The organism is Pinirhizobacter soli, assembly GCF_015905305.1.
In the GTDB taxonomy this organism is placed as follows: domain Bacteria; phylum Pseudomonadota; class Gammaproteobacteria; order Xanthomonadales; family Rhodanobacteraceae; genus Pinirhizobacter; species Pinirhizobacter soli.
Genome location: NZ_JADZLQ010000002.1, coordinates 178,569 through 196,433, shown reverse-complemented (window position 1 = coordinate 196,433; position 17,865 = coordinate 178,569). Strand labels below are relative to the sequence as shown.

The 17,865-nt window shown below is 63.3% G+C and carries 18 protein-coding genes; 14 read left to right on the top strand and 4 right to left on the bottom strand.

Annotation, left to right across the window (positions count from 1 at the left end; all coding sequences use genetic code 11):
* Positions 1–5 precede the first annotated feature (5 nt).
* Positions 6–1,469, bottom strand: a complete 1,464-nt coding sequence (locus NDK18_RS10660) for an MFS transporter (RefSeq protein ID WP_250627776.1) — start codon at positions 1,467–1,469, stop codon at positions 6–8.
* Between the two features lie 142 nt (positions 1,470–1,611).
* Here NDK18_RS10660 and rnk point away from each other — a divergent pair, with 142 nt between their 5' ends.
* The 5 genes from rnk to gloA2 all read left to right on the top strand — a co-directional run bounded on the left by rnk (position 1,612) and on the right by gloA2 (position 7,184).
* The gene (gene rnk, locus NDK18_RS10655) at positions 1,612–2,013 is read left to right on the top strand and encodes a nucleoside diphosphate kinase regulator (protein ID WP_250623492.1); all 402 of its coding nucleotides are present in this window, start codon (positions 1,612–1,614) and stop codon (positions 2,011–2,013) included.
* Between the two features lie 33 nt (positions 2,014–2,046).
* The gene (gene ligA / locus NDK18_RS10650; RefSeq protein WP_250627775.1) at positions 2,047–4,449 is read left to right on the top strand and encodes an NAD-dependent DNA ligase LigA; all 2,403 of its coding nucleotides are present in this window, start codon (positions 2,047–2,049) and stop codon (positions 4,447–4,449) included.
* A complete protein-coding gene (epmA, locus tag NDK18_RS10645; RefSeq protein WP_250627774.1) occupies positions 4,450–5,403 on the top strand; it encodes an EF-P lysine aminoacylase EpmA in 954 nt (317 codons plus the stop codon).
* Between the two features lie 69 nt (positions 5,404–5,472).
* Positions 5,473–6,783 carry an MFS transporter gene (locus NDK18_RS10640; RefSeq protein ID WP_250627773.1) on the top strand — a complete coding sequence of 437 codons (1,311 nt, stop codon included), beginning with the start codon at positions 5,473–5,475 and terminating at the stop codon, positions 6,781–6,783.
* On the top strand, positions 6,780–7,184 hold the full coding sequence (gene gloA2, locus NDK18_RS10635) for an SMU1112c/YaeR family gloxylase I-like metalloprotein (RefSeq protein ID WP_250627772.1): 405 nt from the start codon (positions 6,780–6,782) through the stop codon (positions 7,182–7,184). The genes NDK18_RS10640 and gloA2 overlap by 4 nt, the downstream gene beginning before the upstream one ends.
* Here gloA2 and NDK18_RS10630 read toward each other — a convergent pair.
* On the bottom strand, positions 7,181–7,867 hold the full coding sequence (locus NDK18_RS10630) for a DUF2461 domain-containing protein (RefSeq protein ID WP_250627771.1): 687 nt from the start codon (positions 7,865–7,867) through the stop codon (positions 7,181–7,183). The genes gloA2 and NDK18_RS10630 overlap by 4 nt on opposite strands.
* Complete coding sequence (gene sbcB / locus NDK18_RS10625; RefSeq protein ID WP_250627770.1) at positions 7,867–9,300, bottom strand: exodeoxyribonuclease I; 1,434 nt, start codon at positions 9,298–9,300, stop codon at positions 7,867–7,869. Before sbcB ends, NDK18_RS10630 begins: the two co-directional genes overlap by 1 nt.
* Positions 9,301–9,378: 78 nt before the next feature.
* On the opposite strand from sbcB, the gene orn reads away from it, so the two are divergent.
* The 4 genes from orn to NDK18_RS10605 are packed head-to-tail and all read left to right on the top strand — an operon-like array spanning position 9,379 to position 13,204.
* Positions 9,379–9,948, top strand: coding sequence for an oligoribonuclease (gene orn / locus NDK18_RS10620; protein WP_250623485.1), 570 nt, complete (start codon positions 9,379–9,381; stop codon positions 9,946–9,948).
* A gap of 8 nt (positions 9,949–9,956) precedes the next feature.
* A complete protein-coding gene (gene folP, locus NDK18_RS10615; RefSeq protein ID WP_250628031.1) occupies positions 9,957–10,847 on the top strand; it encodes a dihydropteroate synthase in 891 nt (296 codons plus the stop codon).
* Between the two features lie 57 nt (positions 10,848–10,904).
* Positions 10,905–12,260, top strand: coding sequence for a phosphoglucosamine mutase (gene glmM / locus NDK18_RS10610; protein ID WP_250624417.1), 1,356 nt, complete (start codon positions 10,905–10,907; stop codon positions 12,258–12,260).
* 8 nt (positions 12,261–12,268) lie between these two features.
* The gene (locus NDK18_RS10605) at positions 12,269–13,204 is read left to right on the top strand and encodes an isopenicillin N synthase family dioxygenase (RefSeq protein WP_250627769.1); all 936 of its coding nucleotides are present in this window, start codon (positions 12,269–12,271) and stop codon (positions 13,202–13,204) included.
* A 3-nt stretch (positions 13,205–13,207) separates the two neighbouring features.
* Here NDK18_RS10605 and NDK18_RS10600 read toward each other — a convergent pair whose 3' ends face one another.
* Entirely contained in the window at positions 13,208–14,107 is a 900-nt protein-coding gene (locus NDK18_RS10600; RefSeq protein WP_250627768.1) for a DMT family transporter, read from the bottom strand.
* A 325-nt stretch (positions 14,108–14,432) separates the two neighbouring features.
* Here NDK18_RS10600 and NDK18_RS10595 point away from each other — a divergent pair, with 325 nt between their 5' ends.
* From NDK18_RS10595 to NDK18_RS10575, 5 genes are all read left to right on the top strand, one after another.
* Positions 14,433–14,864 (top strand): hypothetical protein, encoded by a 432-nt coding sequence (locus NDK18_RS10595; RefSeq protein WP_250627767.1) that lies wholly within the window; start codon positions 14,433–14,435, stop codon positions 14,862–14,864.
* A gap of 348 nt (positions 14,865–15,212) precedes the next feature.
* Complete coding sequence (locus tag NDK18_RS10590) at positions 15,213–16,058, top strand: RHS repeat-associated core domain-containing protein (RefSeq protein ID WP_250627766.1); 846 nt, start codon at positions 15,213–15,215, stop codon at positions 16,056–16,058.
* Complete coding sequence (locus NDK18_RS10585; RefSeq protein ID WP_250627765.1) at positions 16,058–16,600, top strand: suppressor of fused domain protein; 543 nt, start codon at positions 16,058–16,060, stop codon at positions 16,598–16,600. The genes NDK18_RS10590 and NDK18_RS10585 overlap by 1 nt, the downstream gene beginning before the upstream one ends.
* Before the next feature lie 329 nt (positions 16,601–16,929).
* A complete protein-coding gene (locus NDK18_RS10580; RefSeq protein ID WP_250627764.1) occupies positions 16,930–17,508 on the top strand; it encodes a hypothetical protein in 579 nt (192 codons plus the stop codon).
* An 18-nt stretch (positions 17,509–17,526) separates the two neighbouring features.
* On the top strand, positions 17,527–17,859 hold the full coding sequence (locus NDK18_RS10575; protein ID WP_250627763.1) for a ribonuclease E inhibitor RraB: 333 nt from the start codon (positions 17,527–17,529) through the stop codon (positions 17,857–17,859).
* The last annotated feature ends 6 nt before the right edge of the window (positions 17,860–17,865 follow it).

Here is a 17,865-nt window from a genome sequence, read left to right as displayed (position 1 = left end):
CGATCTTACACTGACGTGGTTTCGTCGGTAGTGCGCGCATTCACCGGGCGATCCTTGCGCAGACGCGAGAATATCCAGCTGGCGGCCAATGTCATAGCCGCCAGGATCAGGATCGAGCAGCGGAAAGCGTGCACGTATTGCGCGGGCTCGTGTCCGGCCAGGAAGGCTTCCATCAGCAGCGAAGCCAGCGCGATGCCAAAGCTCATCGACAGGTATTGCGCAGTGGAGGCCATGGATGAAGCCATCGACGCGTGGCTGACGTCCAGATCCACATAGGCCAGCGTGTTCATCGAGGAATACTGCAGCGACATGAAGGCGCCGTAGGCGAATACCTGCAGTGCGATCACCGGCAGCGGCGTCTGCGGGCCGACCAGGGTAAATGAGGCCAGCATCAGCGACACCGCCACGGTGTTACCCAGCAACAGGCGCCGGTAGCCCAGCCGAAGCAGCAGGCGGTTCACCACCCACTTCACGGCGATCGCGCCCAGCGCCTGGGGCACCATCATCAGGCCCACCACGCTTGGCGACCATCCGCAGCCCAGCTGCAGGAAAAGCACCAGCAGCAGGAACATGCCGGAAACGCCCAACCGGGTGAAGAGGTTGCCGGCCAATGCCACGGCCACGCTGCGCACCTTGAGCAGTTTCAGGTCGGTCACCGGGAACTCGGTGCGGCGGGAATGCAGCACGTAAAGGAAGCCCAGCAGCACCGCCACGGCCGACCACATCGCCACCTTCCCCCATTCGCCCACGCCGCCGGCTTTCTCCGAGGCAAGCAGCAGCATGGCGGAGGCACCGGCGAACAGGACGAAACCCAGGGTATCGAAACGGCGCGATTCGGTGAGGCGGTAGTCGGGCATCTGCCGCCGGTTCAAATACATGCCCAATAGACTTACCGGCACGTTGATCAGGAAGATCGCTCGCCACGAGGTGTACTGCACCAGCACGCCGCCCAGGAGGGGGCCCAGCACCGACCCGATCAGCCCGAAGGTGGCCACCGTGGTCATCGACGAGACGAAATCCTTGCGTTCGATGGTGCGCACCAGCACGTAGCGCCCGACCGGCATCAGGGCCGCGCCGCCCAGGCCCTGGACCACGCGCGCGGCCACCAGCTGGGGCAGCGACTGCGCCAGCCCGCACAGCAGCGAACCGAGCGCGAACACGCCGATGGCGGCGCCGAACACCCGGCGCGTGCCGAAGCGGTCGCACAGCCAGGGGCTGGCTGGGATGAAGATGGCCAGGGTGAGCACGTAGGTGGTCAGGGCGCTGCGCATGGACAGCGGGGTGACGGCCAGCGCCGAGGCGATGCCGGGCACGGCGGTGTTGACGATGGTGGAGTCGAGCGCCTGCATGAAGAAGGCCGCGGCCACCAGCCAGATCAGCCCCTTGTGTCCCGCCTTCGCGCTGGCCGTGGCCGCGATGGCGACAGTGGCGGGCGTGGGAGCCAGCGGGACTTTCAGACTATCAGGCATTGGTCGCATTATACCGTTGCAAGGGGGAAGTTCCCGGCCCTGTTGACCGGCGTTCACAACCCCTTGGTTATCCTCGTTTCACTTTTTTTCAGATTCCCACGCCGGGGCACGACGTCCCGGCGCGTTACACCTTGGAGCAGGCATGGACAGGAAACCGAGCATCACCATCACCGAGCGCGACATGGACGGTATCGAGGCCCTTCTCGACCGCCAGCCCGTGGCCGAAAGCGAGCGTTATGCCGCGCTTCGCGCCGAGCTTGCGCGCGCCCGCCTGGTGGAAGCGGGTAAATTACCGAAGAACACCGTGGCGATGAACTCCACGGTGACCTTCGAGGATGAGGAATCGGGCCATGAGAGCCGCCTCACGCTGGTCTATCCGCCCATGGCCGGCAGCCCTGACACGGTGTCGATCCTGGCCCCGGTGGGTTCGGCGCTGATCGGCCTGAAGGTGGGCCAGCACATCGCCTGGCCGATGCCTGACGGTCATTCACGCTCGCTTCGCGTGTTGAAGGTTGACTACCCGGCCGAGGCCCCGCACCGGTAACATCCTGTCGGTTAGCCATGGCCGAGCCGAAGCATGACCGCACCTGCACCTCCTGCCGACGTCCTGGCCCGCGCCGAGGAACTGCGCTCACGCATCGAGGATGCCAACTACCGGTATCACGTGCTTGACGACCCGGCGATCGCCGATGCCGACTACGACCGCCTGTTGCGTGAACTGGATGCCCTGGAAGAAGAGCATCCAGCACTCGCCCGCGACGACTCACCCACACGGCGGGTCGGTGCCCGGGCCCACGGCGGCTTCGCCGAGGTCAAGCACCGGTTGCCCATGCTCTCGCTGGGCAACGCCTTCCAGGAAGAGGGCGACACCGACGAAACCCGGTACAAGGACGTCGCCGACTTCGAGCGGCGCATCGAGCAGACGCTCGAGCGCCGCGAGCCGGTGTTTTCGGTGGAACCGAAACTCGATGGCCTGGCCATCAGCCTTCGCTACGAGCAGGGCGTGTTCATGCAGGGCGCCACGCGCGGCGATGGCGCCACGGGCGAGGACGTTACGGCCAACCTGCGCACGGTGAAAGCCATCCCGCTGCGCTTGCGAGGCGAGGGCTATCCGGCAGTGCTGGAAGTGCGTGGCGAGGTGGTGATGCCGCGCGCCGCGTTTGCCGCCTTCAACGAACGCGCGCTGGCCGCGGGCGAGAAGCCGCTGGCCAATCCGCGCAATGGCGCGGCAGGCTCCTTGCGTCAGCTCGATCCCGCCGTCACCAAGAAGCGTCCGCTTACTTTCTTTGCCTATGCCACGGGTGTTGTCGAGGGCGGCGAGCTTCCTGATACACATTCGGCCACGTTGCAGAAGCTGCGCGAGTGGGGCTTCCCGGTGTCGCCGGAGGTGTCCACGGCCAAGGGCTTCAAGGGGCTGATTGCGTACTACAAGCGCATCGGCACCCGGCGCGACAACTTGCCTTACGACATCGATGGTGTGGTCTACAAGCTCGACGACTACGCCGGCCAGCGCGAGATGGGTTTTGTTTCGCGCGCCCCGCGCTGGGCGCTGGCGCATAAATTCCCTGCCCAGGAACAGACCACCCGCGTGGAGGCGATCGAGATCCAGATCGGCCGGACGGGCGCCGCCACGCCGGTGGCGCGTCTTGCGCCCGTGCAGGTGGCCGGCGTAACGGTGACCAACGCCACCTTGCATAACGCCGACCAGGTGGCGCGGCTGGACGTGCGCGTGGGCGATGGCGTGATCGTTCGCCGCGCGGGCGATGTCATCCCCGAGGTGGTGAGGGTGGTTGAGGAGATGCGGCCGAAAGGCACGCATCCCTGGACCATGCCCTCGACGTGCCCTGTCTGCGGATCGGCACTGCTGCGCGAGGAGGGCGCCGCAGCTTTCCGGTGTTCCGGTGGCCTGGTGTGCGCCGCGCAACGCAAGGAAGCGCTGATCCACTTCGCCTCGCGCCGCGCGATGGACATCGATGGCCTCGGCGACCGCTTCATCGATGGCCTCGTGGAGCTGGGCATCGTGCATACGCCGGCCGACCTCTACGACCTTACCGTCGAGCGTTTCATCGACATGAAGCAGCAGCTGGACGAACGCGATGGCACGGTGCCCGAGACGGTTCGCCAGGGCAAGATCGCCACGCGCTGGGCCGAGAACCTCGTCGAATCGATCCAGCACAGCAAGCAGACGACGCTGCCGAGGTTCCTGTTTGGCCTGGGCATCATGCATATCGGCGAAAGCACGGCCAAGACGCTGGCCAACTGGCTGGGCAGCCTTGAGCGCATCCGTCATACGCCGGCTTCGGTTTTACGCGTGCTTCCGGATATCGGACACGAAGTGGCAAATTCGATCGAAGCCTTTTTCGCACAGGAAGGTAACCAGCGCGTCGTCGATGCACTGGTCGATCCAAAAGGCGCCCACATCACTTTCAGCGACGAATCCACGCCGTCGCCGGCACTGCGTGACCGGTTGGGCATGTCGGTGCTGCTGGATTCGTTGAACGTCAACAAGCTCGGCCCCAAGGCCACCGCGCTCCTGGCCCAGCATTTTCCAACGTCCGCAAAACTGATCGCCGCGGGGGAAAGCCACTGGATCACCGCGGGGCTTAATGCCGCGGCGGCGGCGAACCTTGCCGCGGCGCTCGCTTCGAAGGAAACACAAAAGGATTTCGGTAACGCCGAGAAAGCCATGCAAACCTTGTTGGCGGCCATCCCGGCGAAGGCTGAAGCGGCCAGCCTGCCGCTTGATGGGCAGACCATCGTGCTTACCGGCAGCCTGCAGGCGCTGGGCCGCGACCGCGCCACGGAACTGCTCGAATCACTCGGCGCCAAGGTGTCCGGCTCGGTATCGAAGAAAACCTCGGTGGTGTACGCGGGCGAGGCGGCGGGGTCCAAACTCGCCAAGGCGGCTGAACTGGGTGTCCCGGTAAAGGAAGAGGGCGATCTTCTGGCCCTGCTGGCCTCGCACGGACTGGAGCCATAAGTGAACGCACTTCGGGAGAAACTGGCGCGGCGTGCGTCGCTTCATGCGTTTGTCCGGGCATTCTTCGGTGCGCGCAACGTGCTGGAAGTGGAAACCCCGGTGTTGTCGGCCGCCGGCAACACCGATCCGAACATCCAGAGTTTCAGCACGCAGTTCACCGGCCACGTCGATGCCGGCCCACGCGAACGATGGATGCGAACGTCGCCGGAATTCCCGCTGAAGAGATTATTGGCGGCAGGTTCCGGCGACATCTACGAACTTGGCCGGGTGTTCCGCAACGGGGAGGCGGGTGGCCGCCACAATCCGGAATTCTCCATGCTGGAGTGGTACCGGGTAGGGTTCGATCACCTGCAATTGGCCGATGAAGTGGTGGAGCTGGTGCGCGAGGCCCTGGCGCTGAAGGGACGCGAGGCCGAGTTGCTTGTCGTCAGCTATCGCGAGTTGTTCCGCGGCGAACTGGGTGTGGACGCCTTGCTTGACGATATCGCGCAGCTCCAGGCGCCGCTTGCCGGCTTCGGCATCGATCCGGAAGGCCTCACGCGCGACGACTGGCTGGACCTGTCGATGACCCACCTGTTGCAGCCGCGCTTTCCGCGCGACCGTATCACCGTGGTCATCGACTACCCGGCCAGCCAGTGCGCGCTGGCGCGCGTGCGGCGCGACGATCCCCCGGTGGCCGAGCGGTTCGAGCTTTACCTCGGGCCCATCGAGCTTGCCAACGGCTACCATGAACTCAACGACGCCGCCGAACAACGAGCGCGCTTTGAGCGCGATAACCGCGTGCGGCGGGAACGCGGCCAGCACGAATTGCCGATGGACGAAGCCTTGCTGGCCGTGCTCGACGACTTGCCCGATTGCGCGGGCGTGGCGTTGGGCGTCGAGCGCTTGCTGATGTGCCTGGAAGATACCCATGCAATTGCCGATGTGCTGGCCTTTTCGTTCGACCAGGCCTGACTTGAGTCTCCACGCCGCCACTGTTGCGGCACCCTTTTGACGTTGGCAGGCCGATTGATGACTGACTCCATGAGTACGAACTTCGATCAAGACGCCGTGGACGACCGGCCGCTGGATCGTCGGGATGCCAAGACCCTGATGCTGTCCGCGCTGGGCGGGGCGCTTGAGTTCTACGACTTCGTCATGTTCGCGTACTTCACCAAGGTGCTGAGCACGCTGTTCTTCCCGGCGACGATGCCAGATTGGCTGCGGTTGCTCGAAACGTACGGGATCTTCGCCGTGGGCTACCTGGCCCGCCCCCTGGGCGGCATCGTGATGGCGCATTTCGGTGATCGTGTCGGCCGCAAGCGGATGTTTACGCTCAGCGTGTTCCTGATGGCCGTGCCTACCTTGCTGATGGGTCTGTTGCCGGTTTATGCGCAAGTCGGCGCGCTGGCGCCGGTATTGTTGTTGTTGCTTCGCATCGTGCAGGGCGTAGCCATCGGCGGCGAAGTGCCCGGTGCGTGGGTTTTCGTAGCCGAACACGCACCTAAGCGTCGCATGGGCCTGGCCTGCGCCAGCCTATCCGCCGGCCTCACCGTCGGCATCCTGATCGGCTCGCTGGTGGCCCAAGGGTTGAACTCGCACATGAGCCAGGCCGACATCCTCGACCACGGCTGGCGCATTCCCTTCCTGCTGGGCGGCGCTTTCGGTTTCTTCGCCGTGTACCTGCGGCGCTGGCTTAGCGAGACGCCGGTGTTCATGCGCATGCGTGAACGCCGCGAGCTCAGCCCGGAGCTCCCGGTCAAGGTCGTGCTCAAGAACTATCTTCCGGGTGTGGCGCTGTCGATGCTGGTGACCTGGGTGCTCACCGCGGCAATCGTGGTGGTGATCCTGATGACCCCGACCATCGTGCAGACGGCGTTCAAGGTACCGGCGCCGCTGGCCTTCACCGGCGCAAGCCTCGCGGCGCTGGGATTGACCTTCGGTTGCATCGGCGGCGGCCTGCTGGTCGATGCCGTCGGGCGTGGCCTTGCCATGCTGCTGGGGTCGGCCTGCCTGGGCGTGGCCACCTATGCGTTGTATTTCGACCTCGCCACGGGCGGCGCGCATTTCCTGTCGCTGTATACGCTGGCGGGGTTCTTCGCCGGCATTTCCGGCATCGTGCCAGCGGTGTTGGTGTCGGCGTTCCCGCCTAACGTGCGGTTCTCGGGTATCTCGCTGTCGTACAACGTGGCCTACGCCATCCTGGCCGCGATGACGCCACCGCTGGTGGGTTACATGGCCAAGTCGCTGGGCGGCCTGGCCCCGGCGTACTATGTGGGCGGGGTGGCGGTGATCGGCGTGCTGTGCGGCGTGTACCTGATGGCTGCGCGGCGCCGGCTCAACACGGTTTCATGACGCCGATGGACACGCCGCTTCTAAAAGCCATCCATCACGTCGCGATCATCGCGGGCAACTACGAACGCTCGAAGGATTTCTACACCCGCGTGCTGGGCCTGCGCATCATCGCCGAGGCCTACCGTGCCGAACGCGATTCCTGGAAGCTGGATCTGGAAGTATCGCCCGGTGTGCAGATTGAACTGTTTTCCTTCCCGGATGCACCGGCACGCGTATCCCGCCCGGAGGCCCGGGGCTTGCGCCACCTGGCCTTCGCCGTGCCCGATGTAGAACATGTGGCGGCGGTGCTCACCGAACGCGGCGTGACCTGCGAGCCCATCCGCGTGGACGAATACACCGGCCGCCGTTTCACCTTCTTCGCAGATCCCGACGGCCTTCCACTGGAACTGTACGAAGCCTAGAACTCCAGCTCCTGGGCGGCGCACAGGTAATCCACCATGGGCGCCACTTTCTTGAAGTTGTCCACCAGGTAGGGCAGCAGCTCAGTGGAGCATGCCAGCTCCTCGCTGAAATTCTCCCCTGCGGCGAAATTCTTCCGACGCAGGTCGTCGATCAGCGGATGGTCGACGGGAAAGCCCCGCGGTGGCCGCGACAGGCTTTCGCCCCAAAACTCGAAGCGCGACGCGAAGGCCTTGCTGCGCGTGGCCGAAATCCATGCCTTGGGATTGTCGTCCAGGAAGCTGCGGATCTTCTTCAGCACATCCGGCTCCGGGTGCCACAGGCCACCACCGGCGAAGCATTCGCCCGGTTGCAAATGCATATAGAACGCCGGCGCCTGGATTTCATGGCGCCGCTCGTGGAAGAAGCGCGCACCGGCCCAGGTCTTGTAAGGTGTTTTGTCGCCGGCGAAACGGGTGTCGCGATGCATGCGGAACAGCGAGCCGCCCACCTTGCGCGGATCGGAGCGGAAGTGCGGGCTGATCTTCGCCAGCGGCGCGGCCAGGTCGGTGATCAGGTCAAGATAAGGCCCGCGTACGTGGTTTTCGTAGTCGTCCTTGTGCTCGTGGAACCAGTCGCGGTTGTTGTGACGGCCGATGGCCTTGAAGAAACGAAAGGTAGCGGGGCTGAAATAGGCGCGTGGCATCAGGCAAGCTCGTCGGCCCAGGCCTCGAGGCGATCGAGCAGGGCTTGTTGGTTGGGGGAAAGGTCCGGACGCAGGCGTTGCACGGCAATCTCCGCGCGGTACTGCGCAAGGGTGAGGGTGGTCAGTTCGCTTTCGTTGTGCAGCCGTGCCTGGCGGAAGGCTTCCCAGCGCTGGTGTTCGGCAAGGTCCAGCGTGTGCGGCCAGTTGCGTGCGCGATAGCGGAACAGCAGTTCGGCATAACGCGGATCGCGAAAAGTGAAGCCCGCGCTGCCAAGCATCCCAGGCGGCGTGCCCCGCACCTGGCCCAGCAGGCGTTTGTCGGCATCGGGCAGGAAGCCATCGTAGAGCGCAAGTTCCGGATCGGTCGCTGGTGGCAGGTTGGCGGCGCTGGCAAAGATACGGCGGAGTTTCTCCGCCAGGCCCGCATGGGAGCGCAGTCGTTCCAGGTTGGCGTGGGCTGCGTCCATCTGCAGGCCAAGGCGTTCGATATCGGGCCCGGTGAGTACCGACAGCGGCGCCAGCGCGGGTGACCGGTTGGCGCGCACGGTGCGCAGCGCCACGCGTTCGATGCCCTCGGGAAGATCGGCCCGAGGGGTGAACATCCGGTCGGCGATGGCCTCTTCGTCCAGCTCGAACAGTGGCGTGGGATCGTCGTTCAAGTCGAAGACGATCGTCTCGCCATTGCGGGTGGGATGCATGGCTAGCGGCGCCACGATGGCCAGGCAATGCCTTGAGGCCGGGTAGCGCGAGGACACATGCACCACCGGCGTCATGCGGACCACATCGAGCAGATCCTGCACCCGTGCCTTGCGTCGCAGGCCCAGGTACCAGTCCCACAGCCGCGGCTGTTTTTCGCGTATCAGCCGCGCCAGGCCGATCAAGGCCTCGACGTCCGACAGCGCATCGTGGGCGCGCTCCTGCTTCAATGCATTGACGCGAGCCAGGTCTTCCAGGCGGAAACTCACGCTGCCATCGTCGCGGCGCGGCCAGAGGATACCCTCGGGTCGCAGCGCATGGCACATGCGCACCAGGTCGATCAGGTCCCAGCGGGAATTGCCGTTCTCCCATTCGCGGCCGTAGGGCTCGAAGAAATTCCGGTACAGCAGGTTGCGCGTGAACTCATCGTCGAAGCGCAGTGAGTTGTAGCCCACGCCACAGGTGCCGGGTAAAGCCAGCTGCTCGTGCACGGCGGCTGCGAATTCGGCCTCGATAAGGCCGTCACGCTCGGCATCCTGCGGTGCGATGCCGGTGATCAGGCAAGCCACCGGGTGCGGTGGGCAGTCACGCGGGGGCTTGCCGAAAAACATCACCGGCTCGCCGAGGGGTTCAAGCGCCATCGTGGTGCGGATCCCGGCGAACTGCGAGGGGCGGTCGCGTCGGGGATCGGCGCCGAAGGTCTCGTAGTCGTGCCAGAAGAAGGTCGGATCGGCCATCTTCACATCATCGCACGGCCCTTTGGCTTTCCAAGCCGGCCCGCGGTCCCTAGACTTCCCGCCAGACTAGGAGAGACCATGGCCCAGGCCCACGAAGACAACCTGATCTGGATCGACCTGGAAATGACCGGGCTCGATACCGATGAGGACTCGATCCTGGAGATCGCTACCATCGTCACCGATCGGGAACTCAATATCCTGGCCGAGGGGCCGGTCTTTGCCATTGCCCACGAGGAATGGCGCCTGCAGGCGATGGATGCATGGAACCGCAACCAGCACACGCGCTCGGGCCTGTGGGGCCAGGTCGTGGCTTCCCAGGCCAGCCACTCGATGGCCGAGGAAGCCACGCTCGCCTTCCTGCGTGATTGGGTTCCCAGCGGCAAGTCGCCGATGTGCGGGAACTCCATCTGCCAGGATCGCCGTTTCATGCACCGGCAGATGCCGCGGCTGGAGCGCTTCTTCCACTACCGGAACCTGGATGTTTCCACCTTGAAGGAATTGGCGCGCCGCTGGGCCCCTTCCGTGGCCAAGGGCCATGCCAAGGACTCCGCGCACACCGCGCTTTCGGACATCCGCGATTCCATCGACGAACTGCGATACTACCGCGGCTTCATGGGTGAGCTCGGCGGCAAGGGCCCCACCCAGTGATCGACGCCATGTTCGCCACCACGCTGGACTGCAACGGGCGGCCGCTGGTGCTTGACCGTGCGCGCGTGGTGGGCATCGTCAATGTCACGCCCGATTCGTTCTCCGACGGTGGCGCCCATGCCGATACCGCGGCAGCCATCGCGCACGGCCTGCGGCTGGCGCAGGAGGGCGCCGACATGCTCGACGTCGGCGGCGAGTCGACGCGCCCGGGTGCGGCCGATGTTTCCGTCGAGGAAGAGCTGGCCCGCGTGATCCCCGTGATCCAGGGCCTGGTAGCCGCCACGCGGCTGCCCATTTCGGTGGATACCTCCAAGCCCGAAGTGATGCGCGCCGCCGTGGCTGCGGGTGCGGGCATGATCAACGATGTCTATGCCCTGCGCCGCGAAGGGGCGTTGGACGCCGCCGCGGAGTTGCGCGTGCCGGTGTGCCTGATGCACATGCAGGGCGAGCCCCGCGCGATGCAGGACGACCCGCGCTACGACGACGTGGTGGGCGAGGTACACCGTTTCCTGACCGACCGGATTTTCTCCTGCGAGCTGGCCGGTATCGACAAGCGCCGCGTGCTGGTGGATCCGGGCTTTGGCTTCGGCAAGACGCTTGAACACAACCTGGCGTTGCTCCGCGCCACCGCGCGCTTCGCCGAACTCGGTGCCGGCGTTTACACCGGCGTGTCGCGCAAGTCGATGATCGGCGAGCTTACCGGCCGCAAGGACCCGGCCGACCGCGCCGCCGGTTCCGTGGCGGCGGGCCTGGTGGCCGTGCAGCGCGGCGCCATCATGCTGCGGGTGCACGACGTGGCCGCCACGGTCGATGCCCTGGCCGTCTGGCATAGCATCAAGGCCGGCGACGTGGCCCCCCGGCCAGGTCCCGCCGCCCCGCGCTGGCCGGACGACGAGTAGGACCCCCGTCCCCCGGGGGGTATCATGACCGCCTTTCGAGCCAAGGCGGCCAATGCGATGAGCCAACGCAAGTATTTCGGGACGGACGGGATTCGTGGACGGGTCGGCGACTGGCCGATCAACGCCGAATTCATGCTGCGCCTGGGCCGTGCCGTGGGCACCGCGCTGGCCTCCCGCCGTGGCGCGCGGGTGAGCGTGGTGATCGGCAAGGACACCCGCGTCTCCGGCTACATGTTCGAATCGGCGCTGGAAGCGGGCCTGGTGGCGGCCGGCGTGGACGTGAAGCTGCTGGGCCCGATGCCCACCCCGGCCGTGGCCTACCTCACCCGCTCCATGCGCGCCGACGCCGGCATCGTGATCAGCGCCTCGCACAATCCGCACTACGACAACGGCATCAAGTTCTTCTCCTCGCAGGGGGAGAAGCTCTCCGACGAGGTGGAAGCAGCGATCGAGGACGGTCTGGAAGGCGCCTTCGTCACCGTGGACTCCGAGCAGCTGGGCAAGGCCCGCCGGGTGGACGATGCCGCGGCGCGCTATATCGAATTCTGCAAGAGCACGGTGAACGAGGATTTCTCGCTCGCGGGCATGAAGATCGTGCTGGACTGCGCCAACGGCGCCACCTACCAGGTAGCCCCGAAGATCTTCGCCGAGCTCGGCGCCCGGGTGATCACCATCGGTGCCGAACCCGACGGTTTCAACATCAACCATGAGTGCGGGTCCACCAGTCCCGCGGCGCTGCAGAAGGCCGTGGTCGAGAAGGGCGCGGATATTGGCATCGCCTTCGACGGCGACGGTGACCGCGTGCAGCTGGTGGACCGCCATGGCGTGCTCGCCGACGGCGATGTCCTGTTGTACGTGCTGGCGCGCAGCTGGCGCGAGCGGGGCATGCTGCAAGGCCCCGTGGTGGGCACGCTGATGAGCAACTACGGCCTGGAGCGCGCCTTGCGCGAGATGGGCACGGAACTGGTGCGCGCCAATGTGGGCGACCGCTACGTGTTGCAGCAGCTGAAGGATCGCGGCGGGGTGCTGGGCGGGGAAACGTCCGGGCATATCCTTACCCTGGACCGCTTCACCACCGGCGACGGCATCGTGGCGGCGCTGGCGGTGCTCGAAGCCCTGGTGCTGTCGGGCGAAGACCTCACCGTGGCCCGGGCCGGGCTATCCACCGTGCCGCAGGTGATGATCAACGTCCGTGCGGACGGCGCCCGGGAGGCGCTGGACAGCGAGCAGGTACGGCACGTGCTCGGCGAGGTAGAAACTGCCCTGGCCGGCCGGGGTCGCGTGGTGCTGCGTGCCTCGGGCACCGAGCCCCTGGTGCGGGTTACCGTGGAAGGGCCGGAAGAGGGCGAAGTGCACCAGTTGGCGACGCGGCTGGCGGACGCGGTAAAATCAGCGGCTACCGTCACCGGCTGATCAAACGCATGAAACACGTACCTACCCTGGATATCCGTCGCTACGATACCGACCGCGAGGCATTCGTGGCGGAACTTGGCGCCGCTTATAGGGAATTCGGCTTCTGCTGCATTTCCGGGCACGGCATCCCGCGCCAGGATATCGATGCCGCCTACGATAATTTCGTGCGTTTCTTCGCCTTGCCCGACGCCACCAAGCGCAAGTATCACGTCCCCGGTGGCGGCGGTGCGCGCGGCTACACGCCGTTCAAGGTGGAAACCGCCAAGGATTCGAAGCTGCCGGACTTGAAGGAGTTCTGGCACATCGGCCGGGAAATTCCCCGCGATTCGAAATACGCCGACGTGATGGCACCGAACCTATGGCCGGAAGAAGTACCCGGTTTCAAGCAGCACGGCTATGGCCTGTTCGAGGCGCTCGATAGCTTAGGTTCGCGGGTGCTCAAGGCCCTCGCCCTGCACATCGGCCAGCCGGAAGACTACTTCGCCGACAAGACCGACCAGGGCAATTCCATCCTGCGCCCGATCCACTATCCGCCGATCGAGCAGGACAATATCCCCAACGAGCGCGCCGGCGCGCACGAAGACATCAACCTGATCACCCTTCTGGTGGGCGCCAGTGCCGAAGGCCTGGAAGTGCTCACGCGCGAGGGCGAGTGGTTGCCCATCACCACCGAGGGCGATGCCATCGTGGTGAACATCGGCGACATGCTGCAGCGCCTGACCAACCACGTGTACCCGTCCACCACGCACCGCGTGGTGAACCCGCCCAACGCCAATGCACGCAAGCCGCGTTACTCGGTGCCGTTCTTCCTGCACCCGAACCCGGATTTCCTGATCGACGTGCTGCCTTCGTGCGTGGATGCGGCGCATCCCAACCGCTACCCCGAGCCGATCACGGCGCACGAGTACCTGCAGGAGCGGTTGCGCGAGATCAAGCTGATCTGATCGTCACCCGTGCGTTTCGCTGGTGCCGATCAACTCCGGCACCGGCTTCGTTTCGCGCGAAAGATACGGGTACGCGAACACCGCGGACAGGATCACCACCACGCCCGCATAGAACGCGATGCCCAGTTCGCGCTGCTCGCCCAGCAGCAGCACCGCCAGCACGATGGCGTACACCGGCTCCAGGTTGGTCACCATCTGCACGCCAAAGGCGGTCAGATGCCGCAGCGACACCAGGGCCAGGGCGAAGGGCAAGAGGGTGCAGCCGTAGGCCAGCAACACCAGTAGCGATGCATCGTGCCCGGTGGGTATCTGGAAGCCGAAAAAAGGCATGAACAGCGCCAGGAATATGCCGCCAGTGCCCAGTTCCAGGCAGGTGACGGTAAGCGGGTCGGCATGCTCCACCAGCCGCTTGTTGAGCGAGGCGAACAGCGCGCAGAAAAGCGCCGAGACCACACCCACGGCGATGCCCGCATACATGTGCGCAGGCACGCCACCGACCACCAACGCTACGCCGGGCACCACGGCCACGCCAAGCAGAAGCTCGCGCGGATTGAACGGTCGCCGTGCCACCCAGGGTTCCACCAGTGACAGGAATACCGGCGCCAGTGCGATGCAGGTGGCACCCACCGAGGCATTGGCCAGCTTGATCGAGGCGTAGAAGGTAAGCCAGTGGATGGCTACCAATACGCCGATGCCGGCGTAGGCACTGAGCAGCCGAAGCGGCATCGCCCGCAGCGATCGCCATACGCGCGGCACCAGCAACAGTGCACCGGTCACCAGCGCCATGCGCCAGGTCACCAGCGACAGGGCGTCAAGCTTGATGGCCTTGCCCAGGATGGCCGTAAAGCCCCACAGGAGGACGCAGAAGTGGATCTGCAGGCGGGCTTTGGCGAGGGGTTGCATTGGGAGGCATGGTAGCAATCTCCTGGCTCGATAGCCGGAAGATTGAGCAAGATGCGATGGAAAAAGCTGGCGAACTTTAAGACGCTTACTATCGACTGCCAGCGTCGCAGACGGGCACCATTGCAGGGTTACCTCGGTCGAGGTAACCGGGTCTCGAAAGCCCGTTTGTTATCGGACAGGCGCCGCGAGCAATTCGCGGCGCCTGTGCGTCGCCTATGGCGGCGTGCCGGTGCGGGCTTTGCCCGGACCGTTTCCGATAACGCGGTTTTTCGAGCCCGGCACGCCGCCACCCCTTCGCGGGGGTGGCCACGGCCCCGGAGCATCAATGCCAATCACGGATGAAAACGAACTCTACGCCCTCGTCGGCGAAATCATGGTGCTGTCCGCAAGGGTGGAAGCCTCCCTGGAATCGTGCATCGCCGTGTGCCTGCCCAACGCAAGCCTCGAGCTTTCGCAACCGGTGCTAAGGCGCCTGAACCTCGCTAGCCAGCTGGCGACTCTGCACGAAGTAGCACAGCTTCTCTATGATCGGCGGGACACCACCCTGGTGGAGTTCCGCCGCTGGCTGCGTCGGCTGGGGCGTGTTCGGCAGCGAAGGAATAACCTGGTTCATAACGTACTGCGGGTGGCTTGTTCGCCGGAAACATTGGGGCTTTGGAAGTCGGAGATTGGGTATATGCGTGAGGTGTGCGCGCAGGCGCCCGAATGGGCGGCGGTACTGGAATCGCGAGTCGCGAGCATGAGTGCTTGCGCATAGTCGTCATCGCAAGGTCCGCCGGGCCGGCTATAGAGGTTGCTATATCGACGCTTGGGTAGCACTGCGTTGGTCCCAGGATTCCAACCACAGTGACATGTACGTTTTCGGCAAGAGTTCCAGGAAGCATTAACTGATTCAATGGTTTGAGCGGTTTGACTCTTCCTGGGCCCAATCGCCATCACTGCGCGCAGTGATGCGATTCGTAAGTTCTTGCTATCTTCCGGCCGCACCCTGAATGGTGCCGGGGAATAGGGGAACTACATGTTGGACGTTCGTTGCGCAGGAATGCGCCCGCTACCCGCTAGACGGGTAGCCAGAGTTATTACTCGAGGCGGGATATTCCTGACGTTGCTTCTGGCTTTGCTAGGCAACGCCTGGGCCGCAGAAAAAGTCACCTACTACTACACGAATGAACAGGGCACACCCCTGGCAACGACCGACGAGAACGGCGTTGTACTGACGAGGGTGGACTATCGCGCTTATGGCGCGCAGGCGCTTGGGACGTCAGAGCAAGGGCCCGGGTATACCGGGCATGTGAACGATGTCGATTCCAAATTCGTTTACATGCAGCAGCGTTACTACGATCCGGAGGTGGGGCGCTTCCTTAGCCGCGATCCCGCAGGTTATACGGCGGGTGACAAGTTTGCCCTGAATCCCTATGTCTATGCGCTCAACAATCCTGTAAACAATACCGACCCCGACGGTCGACAGGCATTGATGGGCATGCCTGTGCAACACGACCTTCCCGAGGAAGACAGCAAGGAACTCGCGAAGACCGTTGTCCCTGGCCTTGGCTGTGCTCTAGACGGTTGCGGAGCTGGCGGCTGGGCCGTGGAAGCCGCGGGCGTGATGCCAGTCGGAAAGATTGCTAAATTAGGGAAAGCAGCGGCGAAAGTCGTTGAGGTGATCGAAGATGCTGCCAAGATCAACGCAAGACCTACAAGAGTTCGAACGTCAACCGTAAAGAACGCGTGGGAGAGCGCAAAAGAAGGTTCGAAATCGGGGACGAAGGCGTGCCCAACGTGCGGCAAAGACGTTAAAGTCGCTCCAAAAGAAGGCAAGCGCGACTGGGACGTTGATCACGATCCGAAATGGAAAGATCGTGATCCTAAGCCGACGCGCCAAGAGGTCCTCGACGACTACAATTCCGATACTCGTCTTCGCTGCGTGTCATGTAACCGGTCCGACAACTAATGACTATAATTGATCACATCCGGACCTATGTAGGCGCGCCTACTGACGTTTGGGATGATAGTGCCGGCGAAATTGATTTAAGGCTTGCCACAATTCGCGGGGTTCCTGATCCTGAGGTTGATACATGGATCACGATAGGCCTCGGCAAGCATGTACTTCGTCTTCCTTCGGGAAAGGATGTACGCCAGGAATTCGTGTTTAGCCATCGCCGCACCATTCCAGATTCCGCAGTTAACTCACTTCTATTTTTTATCTGCGAAATTTGTCTTTCGCGACATGCTGCCTACGCGAAGGGTGATCTTATTGAACTACCCGCTGAAGCCATTACGTCTACGGGCGTAACTGCTCTCTATTGCACGTCGCCGATTCAGTTTGATGATGCGTTCGACGTCTACGAGGGCACCGATCCTCCGACGGTATTCGTTTGGCTTACACCGATAACCACCAGCGAAGTCTTGTTCGTTCAAGAGAACGGTTGGCAGTTGTTTGAGTCGCGCTTGGACGCGGAGAATACTGACGTCTATGACGCTTTGCGTCGTTAGCTGTTGAAGTGGTGTAGTGATCCACACGAGTAATCCGCGGCGCCCGTGCGTCGCCTTTGGCGGCGACGTCGGTGCGGGGCTAGTCCGAGTCGTTCCGGTACGCGGTTTTTCGAGCCCGGCACGCCACGATCCCCTTCGTCGCTGGCTGTGTCGGCTGGGGCGCGTTCGGCAGCGGAGGAATGATCTGGTACACAATGTGTTGCGCGTGGCTAGCTCGCTTGAAGCACTGGGGCGGTGGAAGTCGGAGACTGGGTGTATGCGTGAGGTGCGCGCGCGGTGCCGGATTGGGCGATGGTTCTTGAAACTCGGGTGGCGCTGAAGCCTACATCATGAAGATATGGAAGAACTTCTTACCAAGGGGCGAGGGCCTAGGCGACCTGACAAATGTAAGGGCCGGCCCATACTTTGTTGACAGTGAAAGTAGCCAAAAATGGTTAAAGGTGTTTTTTCAAAAAGAAGACGGTAATTGGCTAGCCCTAGAGTGGAACTATTTCGACGTCGAATTTAAGTTTGAAGTTTATGGAATATCTATAGATCATCTGGAGAGCGTACCGCCTAGCTTGGTTAAGGCTGGCGCCACCCCAACGTTTTCTGAATTGCGTTTTCTACTCGAAACAGACTGGACCCGTCCTGCCAAGCCTGGTGAAGTACCTGAAAATTTTGATCAAATTGTCGAAGAATGTGGCGCCCTATCGGAAATTCCTGACGCAGCCATTTCTGCAGGCACAGCGCTACGTGGCGTGATCTTCAGCAATGACGGAGGTGAGTCAAAACTGGTTATATCCATTGATGACACTAAGGGGTGCAGCCTGAAATCTACTGTAGACCCAGATGAAATGGATTTACTGGGAAAGGCTTACGACGTGTTGACATTGTCCGAAGCACTCGCCTGGACTCCCCCTCACTAAGGTTGGCGTGCGCATTCGATGACTGATCGAGTCCAAGATGACGAGAATGGCCAAGTGCTGCGCTATATAGCAGAGCAGGGCGACGATCTATCCAAGCCGCGGCATATCGACTTCACAGTCATCATGCCGGATGAGGATTCCGCCATGACGTTTAGCGCGCACTTCGCAAATGCGGGCTATCGAGTAAAGGTCGACGAAACCCGTGCTGACCCGGAGTTGCCATGGGACATCGTGGTCGTAAAACACATGTTGCCTACCCACGATGGCATTACGGACTTTGAGAATGAGCTCGATGCAGTAGCTGCCCCGCTTGGAGGGCGGAATGATGGGTGGGGCTGTTTCCAGCAGTAGGACAAC